This window comes from Martelella radicis (assembly GCF_014196625.1).
GTDB lineage: Bacteria > Pseudomonadota > Alphaproteobacteria > Rhizobiales > Rhizobiaceae > Martelella > Martelella radicis.
Genome location: NZ_JACIDZ010000001.1, coordinates 381814 through 402316, shown reverse-complemented (window position 1 = coordinate 402316; position 20503 = coordinate 381814). Strand labels below are relative to the sequence as shown.

16 protein-coding genes and 1 tRNA gene are annotated in these 20503 nt (G+C 61.2%); 5 read left to right on the top strand and 12 right to left on the bottom strand.

What is annotated here, in order from left to right:
- Position 1: 1 nt before the first annotated feature.
- Entirely contained in the window at positions 2-952 is a 951-nt protein-coding gene (locus tag GGR30_RS01860) for an AEC family transporter (protein ID WP_183481781.1), read from the bottom strand.
- Between the two features lie 26 nt (positions 953-978).
- On the bottom strand, positions 979-1713 hold the full coding sequence (locus GGR30_RS01855) for a cytochrome c biogenesis protein CcdA (protein WP_183481778.1): 735 nt from the start codon (positions 1711-1713) through the stop codon (positions 979-981).
- Positions 1714-2064: 351 nt separating this feature from the next.
- Here GGR30_RS01855 and GGR30_RS01850 point away from each other — a divergent pair.
- Together GGR30_RS01850 and lexA are read left to right on the top strand one after the other, a co-directional pair.
- Positions 2065-2140, top strand: a tRNA-Lys gene (locus tag GGR30_RS01850).
- 180 nt (positions 2141-2320) lie between these two features.
- Positions 2321-3028, top strand: a complete 708-nt coding sequence (gene lexA, locus GGR30_RS01845) for a transcriptional repressor LexA (RefSeq protein ID WP_183481774.1) — start codon at positions 2321-2323, stop codon at positions 3026-3028.
- Here lexA and GGR30_RS01840 read toward each other — a convergent pair.
- A complete protein-coding gene (locus GGR30_RS01840) occupies positions 2982-5846 on the bottom strand; it encodes a ComEC/Rec2 family competence protein (RefSeq protein ID WP_183481771.1) in 2865 nt (954 codons plus the stop codon). The two genes, lexA and GGR30_RS01840, sit on opposite strands and share 47 nt — an antisense overlap.
- Positions 5847-6099: 253 nt before the next feature.
- Here GGR30_RS01840 and gltA point away from each other — a divergent pair, with 253 nt between their 5' ends.
- Entirely contained in the window at positions 6100-7386 is a 1287-nt protein-coding gene (gltA, locus tag GGR30_RS01835; RefSeq protein ID WP_183481768.1) for a citrate synthase, read from the top strand.
- 179 nt (positions 7387-7565) lie between these two features.
- Here gltA and hflX read toward each other — a convergent pair whose 3' ends face one another.
- From hflX to dusB, 8 genes are all read right to left on the bottom strand, one after another.
- Positions 7566-8900: a GTPase HflX gene (hflX, locus tag GGR30_RS01830; RefSeq protein ID WP_183482624.1), complete on the bottom strand. Its 1335-nt coding sequence runs from the start codon at positions 8898-8900 to the stop codon at positions 7566-7568.
- 14 nt (positions 8901-8914) lie between these two features.
- The gene (gene hfq / locus GGR30_RS01825) at positions 8915-9157 is read right to left on the bottom strand and encodes an RNA chaperone Hfq (RefSeq protein ID WP_183481765.1); all 243 of its coding nucleotides are present in this window, start codon (positions 9155-9157) and stop codon (positions 8915-8917) included.
- A 173-nt stretch (positions 9158-9330) separates the two neighbouring features.
- Positions 9331-10707, bottom strand: a complete 1377-nt coding sequence (gene trkA, locus GGR30_RS01820; protein WP_183481762.1) for a Trk system potassium transporter TrkA — start codon at positions 10705-10707, stop codon at positions 9331-9333.
- 64 nt (positions 10708-10771) lie between these two features.
- A complete protein-coding gene (ntrX, locus tag GGR30_RS01815) occupies positions 10772-12136 on the bottom strand; it encodes a nitrogen assimilation response regulator NtrX (RefSeq protein WP_183481759.1) in 1365 nt (454 codons plus the stop codon).
- A complete protein-coding gene (locus tag GGR30_RS01810) occupies positions 12126-14438 on the bottom strand; it encodes a sensor histidine kinase NtrY-like (RefSeq protein ID WP_183481757.1) in 2313 nt (770 codons plus the stop codon). The genes ntrX and GGR30_RS01810 overlap by 11 nt, the downstream gene beginning before the upstream one ends.
- A 172-nt stretch (positions 14439-14610) precedes the next feature.
- Positions 14611-16065: a nitrogen regulation protein NR(I) gene (gene ntrC, locus GGR30_RS01805; RefSeq protein WP_183481754.1), complete on the bottom strand. Its 1455-nt coding sequence runs from the start codon at positions 16063-16065 to the stop codon at positions 14611-14613.
- The gene (locus tag GGR30_RS01800) at positions 16062-17204 is read right to left on the bottom strand and encodes a two-component system sensor histidine kinase NtrB (RefSeq protein WP_183481751.1); all 1143 of its coding nucleotides are present in this window, start codon (positions 17202-17204) and stop codon (positions 16062-16064) included. The genes ntrC and GGR30_RS01800 overlap by 4 nt, the downstream gene beginning before the upstream one ends.
- On the bottom strand, positions 17201-18217 hold the full coding sequence (gene dusB / locus GGR30_RS01795; RefSeq protein WP_183481748.1) for a tRNA dihydrouridine synthase DusB: 1017 nt from the start codon (positions 18215-18217) through the stop codon (positions 17201-17203). Before dusB ends, GGR30_RS01800 begins: the two co-directional genes overlap by 4 nt.
- A gap of 146 nt (positions 18218-18363) precedes the next feature.
- Between dusB and GGR30_RS01790 the strand changes: the two genes are divergently transcribed.
- The gene (locus tag GGR30_RS01790) at positions 18364-19575 is read left to right on the top strand and encodes a bifunctional 2-C-methyl-D-erythritol 4-phosphate cytidylyltransferase/2-C-methyl-D-erythritol 2,4-cyclodiphosphate synthase (protein ID WP_183481745.1); all 1212 of its coding nucleotides are present in this window, start codon (positions 18364-18366) and stop codon (positions 19573-19575) included.
- A complete protein-coding gene (locus tag GGR30_RS01785) occupies positions 19572-20066 on the top strand; it encodes a CinA family protein (RefSeq protein WP_183481742.1) in 495 nt (164 codons plus the stop codon). Before GGR30_RS01790 ends, GGR30_RS01785 begins: the two co-directional genes overlap by 4 nt.
- On the opposite strand, the gene GGR30_RS01780 is transcribed toward GGR30_RS01785, so the two are convergent.
- Positions 20057-20503 carry a type II toxin-antitoxin system RatA family toxin gene (locus tag GGR30_RS01780; protein ID WP_183481739.1) on the bottom strand — a complete coding sequence of 149 codons (447 nt, stop codon included), beginning with the start codon at positions 20501-20503 and terminating at the stop codon, positions 20057-20059. The genes GGR30_RS01785 and GGR30_RS01780 overlap by 10 nt on opposite strands.

Genomic DNA, 20503 nt, shown 5'->3' with positions numbered 1-20503 from the left:
CTCAAAGCGGCAAGACCTGACCATCGATCAGCGCCAGCAGAATGGCGAGCGTAGCCGCCGAGCATATGGTGGTGATCAGGATCGTGGCCGAAGCGCGTTCGTACCAGATGCCGTATTGCTGGGCGATGACGAAGACATTGGTGGCCGTGGGCAAGGCTGCCAGGAGCACCGCCGCCTCGACCCAGACCGGGTCGAAGCCGCCATGGATCATCATGAAACCATAAACCAGAACCGGGTGCAGGATCAGCTTGGCCGGCACGATATAGCCGATCTCCGCCGGCACCCGCTTGACCGGCCTGAGCGCAAGCGTGACCCCCATGGCAAAAAGCGCGCAGGGCGCGGCCGCCTGCGCCAGGTAATCGACCAGCCTGTCGAAGGCGGCCGGCAGATCCGCGCCGCTTGCGGCAACGATGAAACCAAGCGCCGTCGCGGCGATGAAGGGGTGCAGCAGCGCCTTTGTCAACACCTGGCGGGCAAGCGCAGCCTTGCGCACCGCGCCGCCCTCTGCCACCGCCATCACCGTCGGCGCGACAATGAAATGAAGCGCATTCTCGAAACAGACGATCAGCGCCACCGGCACGGCCGCAGCCTCTCCGAGCGCCAGAAGCGCCAGGCCCGGTCCCATATAGCCGATATTGCCGTAGGACCCGGCAAAGGCCTGGATCGTGCTTTCTCGCACGCCATTGCGCTTCCAGAAATAGCCGGCGACAAACAGCAGGGCAAATACGGCATAGGTCGCCATCAGGTCGACCGAGATGAAGTCAAGCCTCGTGAGTTGGTCGAAGGGCGTGTTGGAAACGAGCTTGAAGAACAGCGCCGGAAGCGCCGCATAAACGATGAAGACGTTGAGCCAGACGAGCCCCGCCTCCGGCTGTTTGATGAGCTTCGCCGCGATAAAGCCGACGGCAATCAATCCGAAGAAGGGAAACAGAAGCGCGAATATGCCTGACATGATGCGAAACCTTGGTTTCGCAGGCCCTAGCCGATTTGCGAGAGAACGGGGAAGGTCTGCTGGAACCAGATCGCCATATCGGCAATGAAGCCGAAAAGAAAGGCTAGCCCGGTCAGAATCAGCAGCGCGCCCATGGTTTTTTCCACCGCGCCCAGATGTTTGCGGAAGCGTGACAGGAAGCGCATGAAGGCGCCGGAGAAAAGCGCCGCGATCCAGAAGGGCACGGCAAGGCCGAGCGAATAGATTGCGAGCAGCACAGCGCCGTTGGCCACCGTCGCCTTCGTTGCCGCCACCGCGAGGATTGCGCCCAGAACCGGACCGATGCACGGCGTCCAACCGAAGGCGAAGGCAAGACCCATCACATAGGCGCCGGAAATGCTGGCCGGCTTGCCGCCGCCATGAAACCGCGCCTCGCGCGACAGGAAGGGAATTCTCAGCACGCCAAGGAAATTCAGCCCCATGATGATGATGATCACCCCGCCGACCTTGGCAAGAATATCCATATATTGCCGCAGAAGCTGGCCGATCGACGACGCCCCTGCCCCGAGCGCCACGAAGACCGTCGCAAAGCCGAGCGTGAAAAACAGCGCCGGCAGCAGCACGCTTGCCGCTCTCACCTTGGTATCGCCGCGAAACTGGTCGATCGATATCCCGGCCATATAGCAAAGATAAGGCGGCACCAACGGTAGAACGCAGGGAGACAGAAAGGAAAGCGCGCCGGCGAAAAGCGCAGTCCAAAGTGAGATATCGCCAATCGACACCAGGTCTTCTCCCATCGTTTCGGCAAGAGCGGATCGCGATGAACTCACATCTGCTGATAGCTCTACTGCATTGTTCTCGAGCGTTTTTAACAGAATGTCTGCTGCACGCTCTCCGACGCCCATCACGACATTCAATATCCACGCTCACCCCGACGGCGCCACGCTGAACCTGCATCGCCGCAGCCAGCGGCTTCTTAAACCAGAGCGGGGATCAATTCCAATCACCTTTCCGCAAAGAAGCCGTGACGCCGAATTGTCGCCGATGGCCGAAATTCCGGGTTGACCTTCTCAAAGACCCTTTCTATGTTCCGCCCACTTTCCGCTGGCCCCTTCGAAAGGGGCCGGACGAGGGAGCGCGTAGCTCAGCCGGTAGAGCAACTGACTTTTAATCAGTAGGTCCAGGGTTCGAACCCCTGCGCGCTCACCATCAACCAGAAACACCCATCATTCCGCACTGTTTGTGCAACTGGTTGCATCCGGTTGCGTCGGCTTATTGTTTCCGCCTCGCTATTTCACCGCCTCACACTGTTTATCTATTTCAACTTGCGGAACACAGTAAGAACAGATATAAACGTTCTGTATTTGTTTCGAGGGCAAGGGGCTGAAGATGCTGACGCGCAAACAACAGGAACTGCTTTATTTCATCCATGAGCGGATGAAGGAGACAGGCATTCCCCCGTCTTTCGATGAAATGAAAGAAGCGCTGGATCTCGCATCGAAATCAGGCATCCACCGGCTGATCACCGCGCTCGAGGAACGCGGCTTCATTCGCCGGCTTCCCAATCGCGCCCGCGCGCTTGAAATCCTGCGCATGCCCGACAGCATGGCGGCGCAGCCGCCGCGCCGCGGTTTTTCTCCGAGCGTGATAGAGGGCAGTCTGGGCAAGACGCCACCTGCCAGCAAACCGGCGAGCGCATCAAGCGACAGCGGTTCGTCCGATATTCCCGTCATGGGGCGGATCGCCGCCGGCGTGCCGATCTCCGCCATACAGGAAAATACGCACGCCATCGCCGTGCCGGCCGAAATGCTGGGGACGGGCGAACACTATGCGCTCGAGGTACAGGGCGATTCGATGATCGAAGCCGGCATCTTCGACGGCGACACTGTGATCATCCGCAACGTCAGCACCGCCTCCCCCGGGGACATCGTTGTCGCGCTGGTCAATGACGAGGAGGCCACGCTGAAGCGCTTCCGTCGCAAGGGTGCCTCGATCGCGCTGGAGGCCGCCAATCCTGCCTATGAGACCCGTATTTTCGCGGCAGATCAGGTCAAGGTTCAGGGCAAGCTTGTCGGCCTGATTCGTCGCTACCATTGACGAAATTGAGTGTATTCGGCAGGTCGAGCGGCGCATCATAACTTTCCGAGCGCCAATCATAAAGGCGATGCCGGTTCCAGGGACGGGTAACCGATGAGATCGCCGGCGTGATGCTCAACAGCGTTGTGCGGCAGGCTCCGTCAGGAAGCGCTGACGAACTGTCTCCTTTGGTGGTCTTTTTTGCAGCGGCGCGCTGAAGGCCGTCGCCGGGCATCGACGACGGAACTCCGTCTGATCCTTCGGGCGAAATGCTCTTGCGGCCCTCATATGGCCCGACAGCCGACCGGCGCGCCATCATGAAGTGCGAATCGTACTCGCCCCGGTCGTAGAATGGGTTCTCGGCGACCAATCCGCCTTCGCCGGCGCGAGCGACCGCGACGCCTTCCTTGAGACTTTCGGCGTTGCCATGTCCCACGACATCGACCTGAGCGTCCTCCCCGCCGATTTCGCCAACGCCCGGTTGTTGTGACACAAGTGCCCGCACCCGGTCGCCGTCCCTTGATGGCAGGAAAGCGAACCGCAATGTTCCGGTCTGGCGCCGCAGCGCCGGTGTGACGAGAAAACTTCCCGAGCGGCAGGCCTCAAATCCCGGACGATAGACGCTGATCACGATATTGGCATGATCGCAAGCCGGACCGTCAAGTGCGGGGCGAAAGATCTGCGCCACGCTGAGCGTGCCGGAGCCGGCAATCGCGCCGCCGGAAAACGTTGCCACGCACCACTCATCTTTCGTGCAGATGAATTGGCCGGGTCGAGACCGTGATTGCGCGAGATCGGCGGCGAGCGCATCGGTCGCCGTGACGATCCGGGCATGATCAAGACGTTCGAAGCGATCAGCCCTTTCAAGGAGTGCTGTGGTCCTCGTGCTCCCGAGCGGCGGCGCGATGGCCTTGAGGGCAAGAGCGCTATGCCATTGATCGAATGTGAAGGCCGGCGGTCGGCTTTTGCTGAGGGCAGCACTTTGGCCGGAAACGAGCGCGACCAGAGCTCCATCTTCCGACACAAGCAGGATCGGCCCCTCGGTGCTGCGCGACAGCGCAGGCAGTGCCAGGGCGATCGCCATCGGAAGGAGGCCGATCAACCGGAGCCGGGTGCGCAGCAAAACGAGCAGCATGAAACCTGCCATGAACAACAGCAGAAATCCGCGCGGCATCGCCCCCGTCTCGAAAGCGCCACCGAGCCCGTCAACCCATTTCGCGATCGCGATGACGCGGTCGAGGCCGAACCCCATGACCAGAAGGAACGGTGCGTGAAGGTTGAGTGGCATCGCCAGCATGGCCACGAGACCTGCCGGCATGACCAGGAAGGTCACGATCGGCATGGCGAGCAGATTGCCGACGAGGCCGAAACCCGCAACGCGCTGAAAATGGGCCATCGCGATCGGCGCGGTCGAGAGCCCGCCGATCAGGGCCGTCAGAATGATGCCGGAAACGCCGAGCATGATGATCCGCAGCAGCCCGTGAGGCACAGACGGTCCCGCGCCCGCAGAGCGCTTCTGCCATAAGCTGTAGCCGGCGATCAACGCAAGCGTCGTGGCAAATGACATCTGCATACCGGGGCCAACCGCTTCGGACGGAGAGACCGCGAGGATAGCGAGACCGGCAAGCGCGACATTGCGCAAGCTGATTGCGGGCCGGTCGGCAATCGCCGCTGCGAGCATGATTGCAAGCATGATGAAGGCGCGCCGCGCTGAGACCTGCATGCCCGAAATAGCAAGATAGAACCCGGCCGCGCCGATCGCCGTCAGGGCCGCGAGCTTCTTCGTGGCGATCGCCTCGGCCGTCTTCGGCGAAAGGGTCAGGAGCAGGCGCAGAGCCGAATAGAAGATGCCGGCGGCAAGAGCCATATGTAGGCCGGAGATTGCGATGACATGGGCGAGCCCCGCATTTCTGAGCGCATCCAGCGTCGCATCGCTCATCGCCCGCCTCTGCCCGGTGATGATCGCGTTGGCGAAGGCGCCCGATTCGCCCGGCAGCACAGCGCGGATACGTCCAGCTATCGAATCGCGCAGGCGCTCGACCCAGCGGCTTGCCGCGAGACCGGCAGTCTGGGCGAAGCCATCCCTTGGCGGCGGAACAACCGCGGCCTCCGGGGCACCATAGAAGAAGCCGACAGCGCCGATACCGTCGAAATAGGACAGAAAGCCGAAATCGACCAGTCCCGGAAGCGCCGGCCCCGAGGGCGGCGAAAGCCGGGCCAGCCCGCTCACCGCGCCACCGATTTCCACGGGCGGCAATTTGCCGCGGGCAACCAGGGTGACGCGTTCAGGCGGACGATGGATCACGGGCTCCTCGGTCGCGGTCACGCGCACCACATAGCGCCATCCGGTGTCGGTCGGTTCACGCGCATCGACCACGCCTGTGACATGGGTCGTTACCGGAGAATCGAGCATCACCGTCGAGAGCCGTAATGTCTCCAGCGAAGCGACGACCGCCCCGCTCAAAAACATGGCTGCGAGGGCTGCCGGAAGCCGGGTCGCAGGCCGCGCATGGCGCTGCGAAAGCCAGGCCGAAATCGCGATCGCCCAATAGAGCAGCAAGCCCCAGAACGGCGGAGATACCGGCCTTGAGAACCACCACGCGGCCCCCGAGGCCATCGCCAGCGGCGCAAACAGGAAGGCCCGGCCGAATGCCAGTTCATCGGAGATGCAGGCAGCCAGACGCCAACGCGGACGCGACCGTGCGTCCGTTTCGCCAAAAGACGAAAAACGCCCGCGAAAAGGCGCTTCGAAGCGTCGCAGCCCGGGCGCCTTCCGGCGAATGGCTCTGCCATCGGCACGCTCTCCAAACCGCGCAGACTGTGTCTGATCCTCTCCCATGCCGACCGCCCAGATGCAACGTCCGGTATCGTGTAACCGCTTGTGACAAAATGCAACGTTGCAGGAACAGGCAGCGGGGAAATTTTCCTTTTCAGATCATGAAAAAACTTGCTAAACGCAATTATAAATCATCAATTGCACCGCAACATGAACCACTCAGCGGCTTGGCAGCGGCGCATCGATCCTATACCTAGTTGATACCTTTGATCGTGTATCTCACGCGTACTGTGCGCTGGAAGATTTGGAGGATAGCATGACGGAAACTGGCAAACTCACCTTGGACGGACAGGAACTGGAACTGAACGTCGAAGCAGGCACCTTCGGTCCAAAAGTGCTCGACATCAACTCGCTCTACAAACAGTCGGGTATGTTCACATACGACCCCGGCTTCACCTCGACGGCATCGTGCAAGTCCACGATCACCTACATTGACGGCGACCAGGGCGTGCTGCTGCATCGCGGCTATCCGATCGACCAGCTCGCCGAAAATGCCGACTTCCTGGAAGTCTGCTACCTGCTTCTGTTCGGCGAACTGCCGACGGCAACGCAGAAGAAGGATTTCGACTTCCGCGTCACCCATCACACGATGATCCATGAACAGTTGACGCGGCTCTTCACCGGCTTCCGCCGCGATGCGCATCCGATGGCCATCATCTGCGGCGCTGTCGGCGCCATGTCGGCCTTTTATCACGATTCGATCGACATCTCCGATCCCTACAAGCGCGAGATCGCCAGCATCCGGATGATCGCCAAGATCCCGACGATTGCAGCGATGGCCTACAAATATCATGTCGGCGAGCCCTTCGTTTACCCGCGCAACGATCTTGATTATGCAGCCAACTTCCTGCACATGTGCTTTGCCACGCCGTGCGAGGAATATAAGGTCAATCCGATCCTGTCGCGCGCGCTTGACCGCATCTTCATCCTGCACGCCGATCACGAGCAGAACGCCTCGACCTCGACCGTGCGTCTGGCCGGCTCGTCGGGCGCCAACCCGTTTGCCTGCATCGCCGCTGGTATCGCCTGCCTCTGGGGCCCGGCCCATGGCGGCGCCAACGAGGCCGCGCTCAACATGCTGCAGGAAATCGGCTCTGTCGACCGCATTCCGGAATATATCGCCCGCGCGAAAGACCGCGACGACCCGTTCCGCCTGATGGGCTTCGGCCACCGCGTCTACAAGAACTACGACCCGCGCGCCAAAATCATGCAGAAGACCTGCCACGAGGTTCTGGGCGAGCTCGGCATCAAGGACGATCCGCTGCTCGACGTCGCCATGGAGCTCGAGAAGATCGCGCTTACCGACGAGTATTTCATCGAGAAGAAGCTCTATCCGAATATCGACTTCTATTCCGGTATCACTCTGAAGGCGCTCGGTTTCCCCACCACCATGTTCACGGTGCTGTTCGCCCTCGCCCGCACGGTCGGCTGGATTGCCCAGTGGAACGAGATGATCGAGGATCCGGAACAGCGCATCGGACGTCCGCGCCAGCTCTACACCGGCGCCGCCGAACGCGATTTCGTGGCGATTGCCGATCGCTGATCGGACGCCGAAAAGACGGTGAAACGTCAAAAGGCCGGCCCCCAAGGGCCGGCCTTTTTTTGTGCGAAGTTCCGCGATGGCAAGCGATCCCATGGGGCGGAAGGTGGACATGATGATTGGAATGAACAGGCGCTGCCGCCTGATGACCGGTCGTCTCCGCAGAGCATCACTGCCGGGCGCTACCCGATCAGCATGCTTTCCAGCCGCTGGGCCTCGGCGCCGGGGACGCGGATATCGAGGCTGACCGAGCCATCCTCGAGGTCGCGGCGCTCATCGACGAGCGCATGCTCGTAGATCCAGGGCAGAAGATGCAGCCGGTCGGGCGAAAGCGTGATCGTGGTCTCAGTCAGAACGCCGGCAAGCCTTGCGGCGATCTTGTCCACCAGCTTATCGACGCCCTCGCCGGTGACGGCCGAAACGCCCATCACCGCCTCGTTCGCTGATGCTCGCGCCATCAGGGCGTCATGCTCTTCCTGTTCCAGGAGATCCAGCTTGTTCCAGACCTCGATGATCCGCTCGTTCTGGGCCTTCTCGTCAATGCCAAGCTCACCCAGAATGCGCAGAACATCGTCGGACTGCGCGTCGCGCGCGGGATCGGCCATGTCGCGAACATGCAGGATCAGATCGGCTTCGAGAACCTCTTCCAGCGTGGCGCGGAAGGCGGCAACGAGATGGGTCGGCAGGTCTGAAATGAATCCCACAGTGTCGGAAAGAATGACGGTCCGCCCATGCGGCAGTTTCATGCGCCTGAGAGTCGGGTCGAGCGTGGCGAACAACATATCCTCGGCCAGAACCCCTGCTCCGGTAATCCGGTTGAACAGGGTCGACTTCCCGGCATTGGTATAGCCGACAAGCGCAACGATGGGATGAGGAACCTTCTTGCGCTTGGAGCGATGGAGCTTTCGCGTGCGCACGACCTGCTCCAACTCGCGCTCGAGCTTGGTGATCCGTTCGCGCAGGAGCCGCCGGTCGGCCTCGATCTGGGTCTCGCCGGGACCACCCATGAAGCCGCCGCCGCCGCGCTGACGCTCAAGGTGGGTCCAGCTTCGCACAAGGCGGCCGCGCTGGTAGTTCAAATGGGCAAGCTCGACCTGAAGCCGGCCTTCCTTGGTGGAGGCACGCTCGCCGAAGATTTCAAGGATGAGCCCCGTCCGGTCGATGACCTTGGCGACCCATTCCTTCTCGAGATTGCGCTGCTGTACCGGCGACAGTGGATGGTCGACAATCACGAGACCGATGTCGCGCTCATCGAGCAGTTCGTCAATCTCCTTGATCTTGCCGGTACCGATCAGCGTCGCGGGACGCGGCTCGTTGACGGTAACGATCTCCGAAGCCACGACATCAAGTCCAATCGCCCGCGCAAGGCCCACGGCCTCCTGCAGACGGCTTTCGGGTGCGCGCGTTGAGGTTTCGCCCTCGCCGCCGCGCTGCGCCTTGATGACGGGCACAAGAACCAGAGCCCGGGACGAATCCCGGTTCTCATATTCGCTTTCAGGGAAGAATGTATCGGTAATGGAAGATCACCAGATCAGGAAGCGCTGTCATCGTTTTCGAACATCTGAACCGGCTGACCGGGCATGATGGTCGAGATCGCATGCTTGTAAACCAACTGGGAATGCCCATCGCGACGCAGCAAAACGCAGAAATTGTCAAAAGAGGTGACAACACCTGTGAGTTTTACTCCGTTGATGAGAAAAATCGTCAGGGAGATCTTCTGCTTACGGACAGTATTGAGGAAAAGATCCTGCAAATTCTGAGAACGTTCCGCCATGGCGCCGCTTCTTTCTTACTCTTGCCGGCCAAAGGCCGGTGCCCACCTCACGTTAGTTGCTTCCAAAGCACGAAAACAACCAGTCAAGCTCAGGTGGTAGCAAATTGACAGGCCTTCCGCAACGGCGAAAACCGTTCGCCTGCTGCATAGCAGCGCCAAGGCGCATCCAGAGGCTAGAAATACTGGATTGAAACCCGGAAAAGTTGCTCGACATGCCGCACCGCCGAGGCCACGGCGAACAGAATGACGCGGTCATGCGGTTTGATCTTGAGATCGCCGTTCGGACGCAGGATCTCGTTGCCGCGATAGACCGCGCCAATGCGAATGCCCTCCGGCAGATCGAGATCGCGGAACGGCGTACCAACCAGCGGTGACGTCGTCAGCGCTTCGGCCTCGATCACCTCGGCCGCCCCCTTCTGCACCGCATAGACCGAGCGGATCCGCCCCTTGCGCACATGCTGGAGAACGCGCGAGATGGTGACGGCGCGCGGATTGATATAGGCGTCGATCCCAAGCGATTTCGTCACCTCATGGAACGAGGGATTATTCAGCAGCGCCAGGTTCGATTTGCAGCCGAGCTGTTTGGCGATCACGGAAGCCAGGATATTGGTCTGGTCGTTATTGGTGAGCGAGACCATCAGGTGCGCATCGGGCACATCCGCCTGGATCATGATGTTCTGGTCGAGCGCCGAGCCCTGCAGGACGATGCCGTGGTGGAGCGCGTCGGATACGGCTATGGCCTTTTCCCGATCAAGCTCGATCATCTTCAGGCGCGTCTTCGGCTGCAGGTCCTCGATGGACTTGGCCACGAAGAAGCCGATATTGCCGCCGCCGGCAATCACGATCCGCCGTGCTTCCTGCTCCTCGTGACCGAACAGGGCGAGCGTGCGGCGGATATGCTCCTGCTCGCACACGACATAGACGAGGTCCCCGGCGAGGATCTGGTCCGTCGAGTGCGGAATGATCACTTCCTCATCGCGGTAGACCCCGGTTACAGTGGCGTTCAGGTCGGGAAAGAGCTGGCTGAGCTGCATCAGCGGCGTGTTGAGCACGGGGCAGTCATCGTTGCACTCGACAGCCAGCATCGCGATCTTCTCGTCGGCAAAGCGAACGATATCGGTGGCGCCCGGAAAGGAGATGCGCCGAAGCACCATCTTGCCGACCTCGACTTCCGGCGAAATCGTCACGTCGATCGGCATGTGGTCGCGCGAGAAAAGGTCCGAATAATGCGAATGCAGATAGCTCTGCGAGCGGATGCGGGCAATCTTCGTCGGCACGTTGAACAGCGAATGGGCAACCTGACAGGCCACCATGTTGATCTCGTCGTGCAGCGTCACGGCGATGATCATGTCCGCCTGGTCCGCGCCCGCCTTGGCCAGCACATCCGGATGCGCGCCATGACCGACATAGCCGCGTACATCCAGCAGTTCGGTGATGGCGGTGATCAGCGAGGCCGATGTGTCGATGACGGAAACATCGTTATATTCCTGGGATAGGCGTTCGGCGATGCCGAAGCCGACCTGGCCTGCGCCGCAGATAATGATCTTCATCAGAACCCCTCTGGGGTTTTAAAATTCTGGTGGTTCAGCAGGCCGCAATCTGCCCGGTTTTCCGTCAAATGCCAAGGGACTTCAGTTTGCGATGCAGTGCCGAGCGTTCCATGCCGACAAATTCGGCCGTGCGCGAGATGTTGCCGCCAAAGCGGTTGATCTGCGCCATCAGGTAATCGCGTTCGAAGCGTTCGCGTGCCTCACGCAGCGGCAACGTCATGATATGGGCGTCGCCTGAAGTCTGGATCTGCGGCAGCACATCGGAGAGATCGGCCGGCAGAAGCTCGGCGCCGATCGGCTGGGCGGCATCCTCCTCGCGCGACAGGATCAAGAGGCGCTCCAGATTGTTGCGCAACTGGCGGATATTGCCCGGCCAGTCATGCGCCTGCAGGATCGCCATGGCGTCGTCTCCGATCCGGCGCTGGCGGATGCCCGCCTGTTCGCAGAGCTGGCGCATGATGAAATCGACGAGAAAGGGAATATCTTCCCGCCGTTCCGACAACGCGGGAATGCGCACCGGCACGACGGCCAGGCGATGGAAGAGGTCCTGACGGAACTGGCCCTCGTCGATCCGGGACCTCAAGTCGAGCGCTGTCGAGGACAGAATTCTGACATCGACGGAGACCCGCCGGCTTCCTCCGACGCGTTCGAACTGCTGGTCGACGAGGACGCGCAGGATCTTCTTCTGCGTTTCAAGCGGCATTTCACCGATCTCATCGAGATAGAGCGTGCCGCGATGGGCGCGTTCAAGCGCGCCGGTCTTGCGTGTCCGCCCGCCGCCCGGCTCCACACCGAAAAGCTCGGTCTCCATGTTTTCCGGCGTGATGGCCGCCGCATTCAGCGCCACGAAGGGCGCTTCGGCGCGCAGGCTCTTCTTGTGCATCAGACGGGCGACGATCTCCTTGCCGGAGCCCGAGCCGCCAAAAATCATCACGCGGCTGTTGGTCGGGCCGACCTTGTCGACGGTCTGCCGCAATTGAGAGATCAGCAGCGAGGATCCCACAAGCTCGTCGGGATCACCGCTCTTGCGCTTCAACTCCTGTACTTCCGACTTGAGTCGCGAATTCTCCAGCGCCCGCTCGGCGATCAGCACAAGCCGGTCGGCCTTGAACGGCTTCTCGATGAAATCGAAGGCGCCCCGCTTGATCGAGGAGACTGCGGTTTCGATATTGCCGTGGCCGGAGATCATCACCACCGGGAGGTCGGGATAGCGCTGCTTGACCTCCTCCAGGAGCGCAAGACCGTCCAGCCGGCTTCCCTGCATCCAGATGTCGAGGAAGATCAGGCGCGGCACGCGGTCGGCGATCGCGGCGAGCGCGCTGTCGCTATCGTGGGCAACACGCGTCTCGTGCCCTTCATCGGACAGGATGCCCGAGACGATATCACGGATATCCGCCTCGTCATCGACGACGAGAATATCAGAGGCCATCTTGTTCTTCCTTGTCTGTTTCCTCGCGCGCGCGCTCGCCATCGTGCACATGCGGCAGTTCCACGCGGATCATCGCGCCCCGTCCCTCGGCGAACGTCTCGGGAGCATCATGCAATTCAAGCTTGCCGCCATGTTCCTCGATGATCTTGCGCACGATCGCAAGGCCAAGCCCGGTGCCTTTTTCGCGCATCGTAATATACGGTTCAAGGATCATGTGGCGGTTTTCGACCGGCAGGCCCTTGCCGTTGTCGATGAAGTCGATGACATAGCGGTCACGCTGCTTGTCGAAAGCCGCCTTGACGAGGATTTTCCGCTCTCCATCAAACTCCGTTGTCGGAACGCTTTCAATAGCTTCTATGGCGTTCTTGAGAAGGTTTCCGAAGGCCTGCCCAAGCATCCTGTCATCGAAAAGCCCTTCCAGCGGTTCATCGCCCAACTCGCGCAGGAAGGTGATGTCGGTTCGTCCCATCTCCAGGAGGAACACCGCATCGGAGACGATTCTGCGCAGGTCGCCGGCCGATTTCGAGGGCTTGGGCATGCGCGCGAAGGATGAAAACTCATCGACCATGCGCCCGATATCGCCGACCTGACGGACAATTGTATCAGTACACTGGTCGAAAACTTTGCGATCCTCTTCATCCTCGATCTTGCGGCCGAAGCGGCGCTTGATGCGTTCGGCGGAAAGCTGGATCGGGGTCAGCGGATTCTTGATCTCGTGCGCGATCCGGCGGGCGACGTCGGCCCAGGCAGTGGAACGCTGGGCTATGATCAAATCAGTAATATCATCAAGCGTGATCACGTAGGAATTGGATGCGTCCCGACTGTCCTCGCGCGTAACCTGGACGGAGAGCGTGCGTTCCTTGCCGAGGCGAAGCAGATTGATCTGACGACGGAAATTCTGGCGACGGCGGCGCATGGCAGCCGTCATCACCATGTCGATCTCGGGCGAGATATCGGCAAGCTTCCGGCCAATCAACTCCTCGCCCTTCAAAGCCAGAAGCTGCTCGGCGGAGATGTTCGCGATGGTGATGGTTCGGCTGTCATCGACGCCGATCACGGCCGCGGTCACGCCGGAGAGCACCGCTTCGATGAAGCGCCTGCGGTCGTCCATCTCGTCCTTGGCCACCAGGATCTCGCGCTGCTGGGCGCGGATCTCGGCAATCATCTTGTTGAAGGTGCTGGAAAGCCGACCGACGTCGCCGTCGATCGTTCGGACAGGAACCACGACCTTCATGTCGCCGGAAGCAACTTGGTCGGCCGCCCCGATCAGGAGCCGGATCGGCAGCACAATACGGTCGGCAACCGCGATGCCGGTCCAGATCGCCGCGAGCAAGACGATCAGGGCGAAACCGAGATAGAGCACGCCAAAGGCCACCTGGATCGAGAAGCGCCCTTCTTCCATGGTCGAATATTCGGAGACGTTGTCCTCGATCATCCGCATCGCACCCATGACGTTCGGATCGACCGCCCGCACTGTGTAAAGAAGGCTGTTGGGAATAGCCTCAAGCGCGATGATGGCGCCGACGAGATTGGTGTCGCCCGGCGGAATCAAAGTCGGCGTGCCGGCTGCCGCCTTCTCCAGCGCATCGTCCGGAATGTCCGGCAACACCGTCTCGTCGCCGAGATCGGCCTGGACGATGACACTGCCGTCGTCGCGCATCAGAAAGGCGCCGAGGAGCCCTCGCCCGCGCGCCTGACGGGTCATCAGGTCGGAAAAACCGGTTCTGTCGAGAAAGTAGAGCGAGCGGTTGCGCTCAAGGTCGTTGCCCATGGAGAGCGTCTGGCCCTGGAGATAGCTGGCATTCTCCATCATGTAGGCCTGCGCGACATTGAGCGAGGACTGGACGATTGACTGGGTGCGAAGCGCAAACCAGCGGTCCAGCCCGGCATTCAGCGTCAGCGTGGCGAAGATCGCCACCACGATTGCCGGCGTTACCGCAACGATCGAAAACAGCGCGACGATGCGGATGTGAAGCTGAGCGGCCGCGCGGCCGCGCCTGCGCGCCTTCAAGAGCCGCATGACCTCCCTTCCGATCAGGAAGATCATCGCCAAAACGAAAAGCGAGTTCGCGCCAACCAGTCCGGCGACAACGCGCCCCGTCGGTTTGATCGGCGTCAGACCAAGAAGAACGAAAAGCGAAATGAAGGCGGTTACCAGCGCGCCGACGACAACGAACATCCCTGGCGAGGTCAAGATGGCACGAGCGCCGCCGCCGCCATAGGCCGCTTCACTGCCACCCGCGCCGTCATCTTCAGAATGCGCGCGGAAAAAACCCTCTGCCTTGCCGTCGTCTGCTGTCATGCCTGCCGTTCTCGAACGCCCTTTCGCCGCATATCGTCGAAAGCGCTGAAGGGCGCACGCGGCAAAGGCGAAGGCCCTCGGCGCGATTCCATCCCTTGGGGAAGGATATGCAACAGAATGTGGCACAAATGCAACGGAAAGCTGCCTGAGCCGTCAACCGCGGCAGGCGGCGTCACGATGAACTGCGCGAACTCCGGTAGACCGAAACCCCGAGTTCACGGATCTTCTTACGCAATGTGTTGCGGTTGAGGCCGAGAAGATCGGCCGCGCGGATCTGGTTGCCGCGCGTGGCCGTCAGCGCGGCAAGGATCAGCGGATACTCGACCTCGTTCAGCACACGCTCGTAGAGCCCGGGCGGCGGCAGGCTTTCGCCGAAGCTTGCGAAATAGCTGCGCATGTTTTCCTCGACGGCCTGGGCGATCGTCGGCATGCCTGTCCTCACCTGCGCTCCCTCGGCGGGCGCATCCGGCTGGTCGGCCTGCAACTCCTGCTCGACGATCTCACGGGTGATGACCTCCTGCGGATAAAGTGCCATCAACCGGCGTACGAGGTTTTCAAGCTCGCGCACATTGCCCGGCCAGGGATAGGCCTTCATCGCGTCAATCGCGGCCTGTTCGAACCGCTTGCCACCCAGTCCCTCGACCTCGCCCTCATTGATGAAATGACGGACGAGATCGCCGATATCCTCGGCGCGTTCACGCAGCGGCGGCAGCCTGAGCGGCACCACGTTGAGGCGATAATAGAGGTCCTCACGGAACAAACCCTGATGGATCGACTGCTTGAGGTCCTTGTTGGTGGCAGCGACGATGCGCACATCGGTTCGGATCGGCGTGCGGCCGCCGACGGTGGTGTATTCCCCCTGCTGCAGCACGCGCAGCAGGCGCGTCTGCGCATCCATTGGCATGTCCCCGATCTCGTCGAGGAACAGCGTGCCGCCCTCGGCCTGTTCGAACCGGCCGGAGGAGCGGGTCTGCGCGCCGGTGAAGGCGCCCTTCTCGTGGCCGAAGAGTTCCGATTCGATCAGGTCTCGTGGGATCGCGGCCATGTTGATGGCGACGAAGGGGCCGTTGCGGCGCTTGCCATAGTCATGCAGCGCCCGCGCCACCAGTTCCTTGCCCGTGCCGGATTCGCCGGTAATCATCAGTGTCAGGTCGGTCTGCATCAGCCGCGCCAGAACGCGGTAGATTTCCTGCATGGCGGCCGAACGGCCGACAAGCGGCATGCCGTCCTGCATGTCGTCGCCGAGTGGCGCCGGCTTGCGCTTGGGTTCGGAAAGCGCGCGACCGACAATGGCGATCAGTTCCGTCAGGTCGAATGGCTTCGGCAGATAGTCATAGGCGCCCTTTTCCGAAGCGCGCACGGCCGTCATGAAGGTGTTCTGCGCGCTCATCACGATGACCGGCAACTCCGGACGCGACTTCTTGATGCGCGGCAGAAGATCGAAGGCGTTCTCGTCCGGCATGACGACATCGGTCAGCACGAGATCACCCTCGCCCGAGGAAACCCAGCGCCAGAGCGTCGCGGCGTTGGAGGTGATACGGACGTCATAACCGGCGCGGCTCAGCGCCTGGTTCAGCACGGTGCGGATGGCTGCGTCATCGTCTGCGACAAGTATCGTGGCTGTCATTGGTCTTTTTCCATTTTCGGGTCGCCGTCAGCAGGCAGGACATCCTTGGAGACGGGCATCAGGATCCTGAAGGTCGTGCGACCGCTCATGTTCTCGCATTCGATGATCCCGCCATGCGCGCCGATGATCTTGGCGACAAGCGCAAGGCCCAGCCCGGTTCCGTTCGGCTTGGTGGTGATGAAGGGATCAAACAGATGCGGCATCAGGTCGGGCGGAACGCCCGGCCCGTTGTCCTGAACGCAGAATTCCAGCGGAAGGGAAATCTTCTCCCGCGTTCCCGCCACCGACATGCGAATGCCGGGCCGGTAAGCCGATGTCAGGATGATCTCGCCGTCGGGACGGTCTGCAACGGCTTCGGAGGCGTTCTTGACGAGGTTCAGGAAGACCTGGACCATCTGGTCGCGGTTGGCGAAGATCAGCGGCAGGGACGGATCATATTCCTCTGTGATCTTGATATTGCGCGCAAAACCCGCCTTGGCCACAGCCTTCACATGATCAAGCACCGAGTGGATGTTAAGCGGCACGCGGTCGATCGGCCGCTCGTCGGAAAACACCTCCATACGGTCAACCAGCGAAACGATCCGGTCGGATTCGTCGCAGATCAACCGCGTCAGCGCCCGGTCCTCGTCACTGGCATTGGTTTCCAGAAGCTGTGCCGCGCCGCGAATGCCGGAAAGCGGGTTCTTGATCTCATGCGCCAGCATGGATGCAAGCCCCGTCACCGAGCGGGCGGCCGCGCGGTGAACGAGTTGCCGGTCGATCTTGTCGGCCATGGACCGCACCTGGAAGACGAGAACGACAGAGCCCTCCTCACCCACCGGCGCGACATAGATATCGACCAGCTTATCCTGGCCGAGGCGCGGCGAGGAGAGATCGACCCTGTATTCGTTGACCGGCGCGCGACGCTCGCGCACCTGCGAAATCAGCGCCAGAAGCGGGCTGTCGAAGGGAATGAGATCGGAGAGCGCCTTTTTCGCAAGATGCGCAGCGCTCGCGCCGAAGAACACTTCCGCTTCCCAGTTGGTATAGGAGATGCGGCCATTCTCCTCGATCAGAACGACGGGATTCTGGATCGCGTTCAGCACTTCAAGCGCAACCATTTCGGCGGCCTTGCGCATGCCGCCATTGTCGGGTGTCATGCGGCTTTCCTTTCCCCGTCTGCGCGCGAAAGCGCGGCGTCAAGTCGCGCGATGACGCGATCGGGATTCGTCTCGGTCATGATGTGAGCTCTTTCAGCGCCGTCAATGTTGGGCGCAAGCCGTTCGAGATACCAGCCGAGATGCTTGCGCGCGTGCCGCACGCCGACATCCTTTCCGTAAAACGACAGCATGTCCTGGTAGTGTTCGAGCGCGGTTTCGATCTTGATGTCCTGCGGCAGGTCGGCGGCTCCCGCAAGAAAGCCGGCATGCCAGGGCCGGCCCTGACATGCCCGGCCGGTCATGACCGCGCAGATTCCACTTCGCCCCAGAAGGTTTTCGACATCGCTCAGGCTTTCGATATCGCCGTTTGCGATGAAGGGCACGCTGACGACCTCGGCGACGGCCTCTATCGCGTCCCAATCCGCGCTGCCCTTGTAGAACTGCATGCGGGTGCGACCATGGACCGTTATGGCCTGAACGCCAGCCTCTTCGGCGCGTGCGGCGAGATGGCGGGCATTCATGCTTTCCCGGTCCCAGCCAAGCCGCATCTTCACCGTCACCGGCACGCCGACGGCCTTGACCGTCGCCTCGATGATCTCCAGCGCGCGCTCAGGCTCGCGCATCAGCGCCGAACCGGTATAGCCGCCAACAACCTTCTTGGCCGGGCAGCCCATATTGATGTCGATGATATCCGCCCCATTGGCTTCGGCGATCCGAGCCGCCTCGGCCATGAAGGCCGGATCCCGCCCGGCAAGCTGAACGACATGCGGCGTCAGACCCGCCCCTTTCAGGCGCGCCCAGCTTTCGGCGGTATTGAATGTCAGTTCGCGGCTTGCGATCATTTCGGTTACGACAAGGCCGGCGCCGAAGCGGAAGGCGAGCTTTCTGAACGGAAGATCGGTGACACCGGACATCGGCGCCAGAATGACGCGATTGCGGATCCGGATATTGCCAATCGCAAAGGAATCCGATGGATTTGGGTGAGGCAAATGGCTATCTTTCATGCAGCACATCATTTTGCCCTATTTTTAGACAAGTCGGTACTCTTTGCCAAGCGATTTCGCCGGCATTTCACAAAATTTAGGCATATGCTGGAAAATTGGAGCAATCGGGGTAAGTTCGCGCCAACTGGAATCAACACGCAGGTACATATCTGATCATGACAGCAGGCAAAAGCTTCAATCCCGGCATTGTCGTGGTCGCCGCCGGCCGTGGAGAACGGGCCGGAACCCCTGAAGAAGGGCCGAAGCAGTATCGCCTGATTGGCGGTATGCCCGTGATTTCACACACGCTTTCCGGATTCGTCGACTGGGGCGGGGCAACCGCCGGCATCGTCGTAGTCATTCATCCCGATGATCAGGGCCTGTTCCGCGACGCTCTGTCGCATGTGCGCGAGACCGGGAACATACGTTTCGTCCATGGCGGCCACACCCGTCAGCAGTCGGTTCTGAACGGGCTTCAGGCTCTGGAAAATGCCTCCCCCAGCCATGTGCTGATCCATGACGCGGTTCGCCCCTTCTTCGATACAGCGCTAATCAATCGCATCTGCTCGGCGCTGAAGTCCGGCGACGACGCCGTTCTGCCCGCCATCGCCGTCGCCGATACGCTGAAACAGGCGGATGCCAACAACATGGTGGCGGGAACAGTGCCGCGCGCCGGGCTCTTTGCCGCCCAGACCCCGCAGGCCTTCACGTTCGACACGATCTATGCGGCGCACAGGAAAGCCGCCGAGGAAGGGCGTATCGACTTCACCGATGACGCCGGCATCGCCGAATGGGCAGGTCTCGGCGTACGGCTGGTGGACGGGCTCTCCGACAATGTCAAACTGACCTTCCGCAGGGATATCGCCATGGCCGACGAAAAGCTCTCGCTCAATCTGATTGCCGATATCCGCACCGGCAACGGCTACGACGTGCACAAACTGGTGCCCGGCGATGGCGTGACGCTCTGCGGCGTTCGCATTCCCCACGACATGACGCTTTCCGGCCATTCCGACGCCGACGTGGCTTTCCATGCACTGACGGACGCCCTTCTCGCCACCTGCGGCGAAGGCGATATCGGCGATCACTTTCCGCCGTCCGATCCGCAATGGAAAGGCGCAGCCTCGAACATCTTCCTGGCCCACGCGGCGAAAATCGTGCGCGGCCATGGCGGTGTGATCCTCAATGCCGATGTCAGCCTGATCGCGGAAGCGCCCAAGGTCGGCCCACATCGCGACGAGATGCGCAAAGCCATGGCCTCATGCCTCGGCATCGATCTTTCCCGTTGTTCGGTCAAGGCCACCACCAACGAAACCATCGGTTTCGTCGGCCGCGGAGAAGGCATAGCCGCGATCGCGACGGCAAGCGTCAGTTACGGAAGCATGCGATGATCAACGCGGATATCGAAGAACGGGCGCGGCTTCTGGTCGCGCATTGCACAAAGGCCGGCAAGACCATCGCCACGGCGGAAAGCTGCACCGGAGGCCTGATTGTCGGCGCGCTCACCGATATCGCCGGTTCCTCTGCCGTAGTCGATCGCGGCTACGTCACCTATTCGAACCAGGCAAAGATTGACATGCTCGGCGTCAGTGCCGATACGCTGGCCACGTTCGGCGCCGTCTCGCGCGAGACCGCATTGCAGATGTCGGCCGGCGCGCTGTGGCGCTCCGGCGCCGATCTCGCCATTGCCGTGACCGGAATTGCCGGCCCTTCGGGCGGATCGCCCGAGAAACCCGTCGGTCTCGTTCATCTTGCCGCCCGTGATCGCCACGGCCGTCTGCATCACATCGAAAGCCGGTACGGCGATATCGGCCGCGATGGCATTCGCATGGCCACGGTACAGACCGCGCTTGGCATGCTGGAAGGCCTCATTCAGTCGTAGATCTTGTCGGCTCGCGCTTCGAAGGCCTCGGAGAACTTGCGGAAGGCCCGGTCGAACATCGACCCCATCATCGCGCCGAGGATACGGTTCTTGAACTCGTAGTTGATGTAGAACTGCACGGCGCAGGCGTCCTCGCCTTCCGGCTCGAAATGCCAGCAATTGTCGAGAAAACGGAACGGACCATCGACATAGCTGACGTCGATCCGGCGTTCATCGCCGTTCAGCAACACCTGGGTGGTGAAGCTCTCGCGGATTCCCTTGTAGCCGACCGTCATATCGGCGATCAGCAGGGTCTTGCCGTCCTTCTCGCGCGACGAGCGCACAGAAAGGGCTTCGCAAAGCGGCAGGAATTCAGGGTAGCGCTCGACATCGGCAACGAGGTCGAACATCCGGTCGGCGGAATGGTTGACGTGTCGTGTTGTCTTAAACTCGGGCAT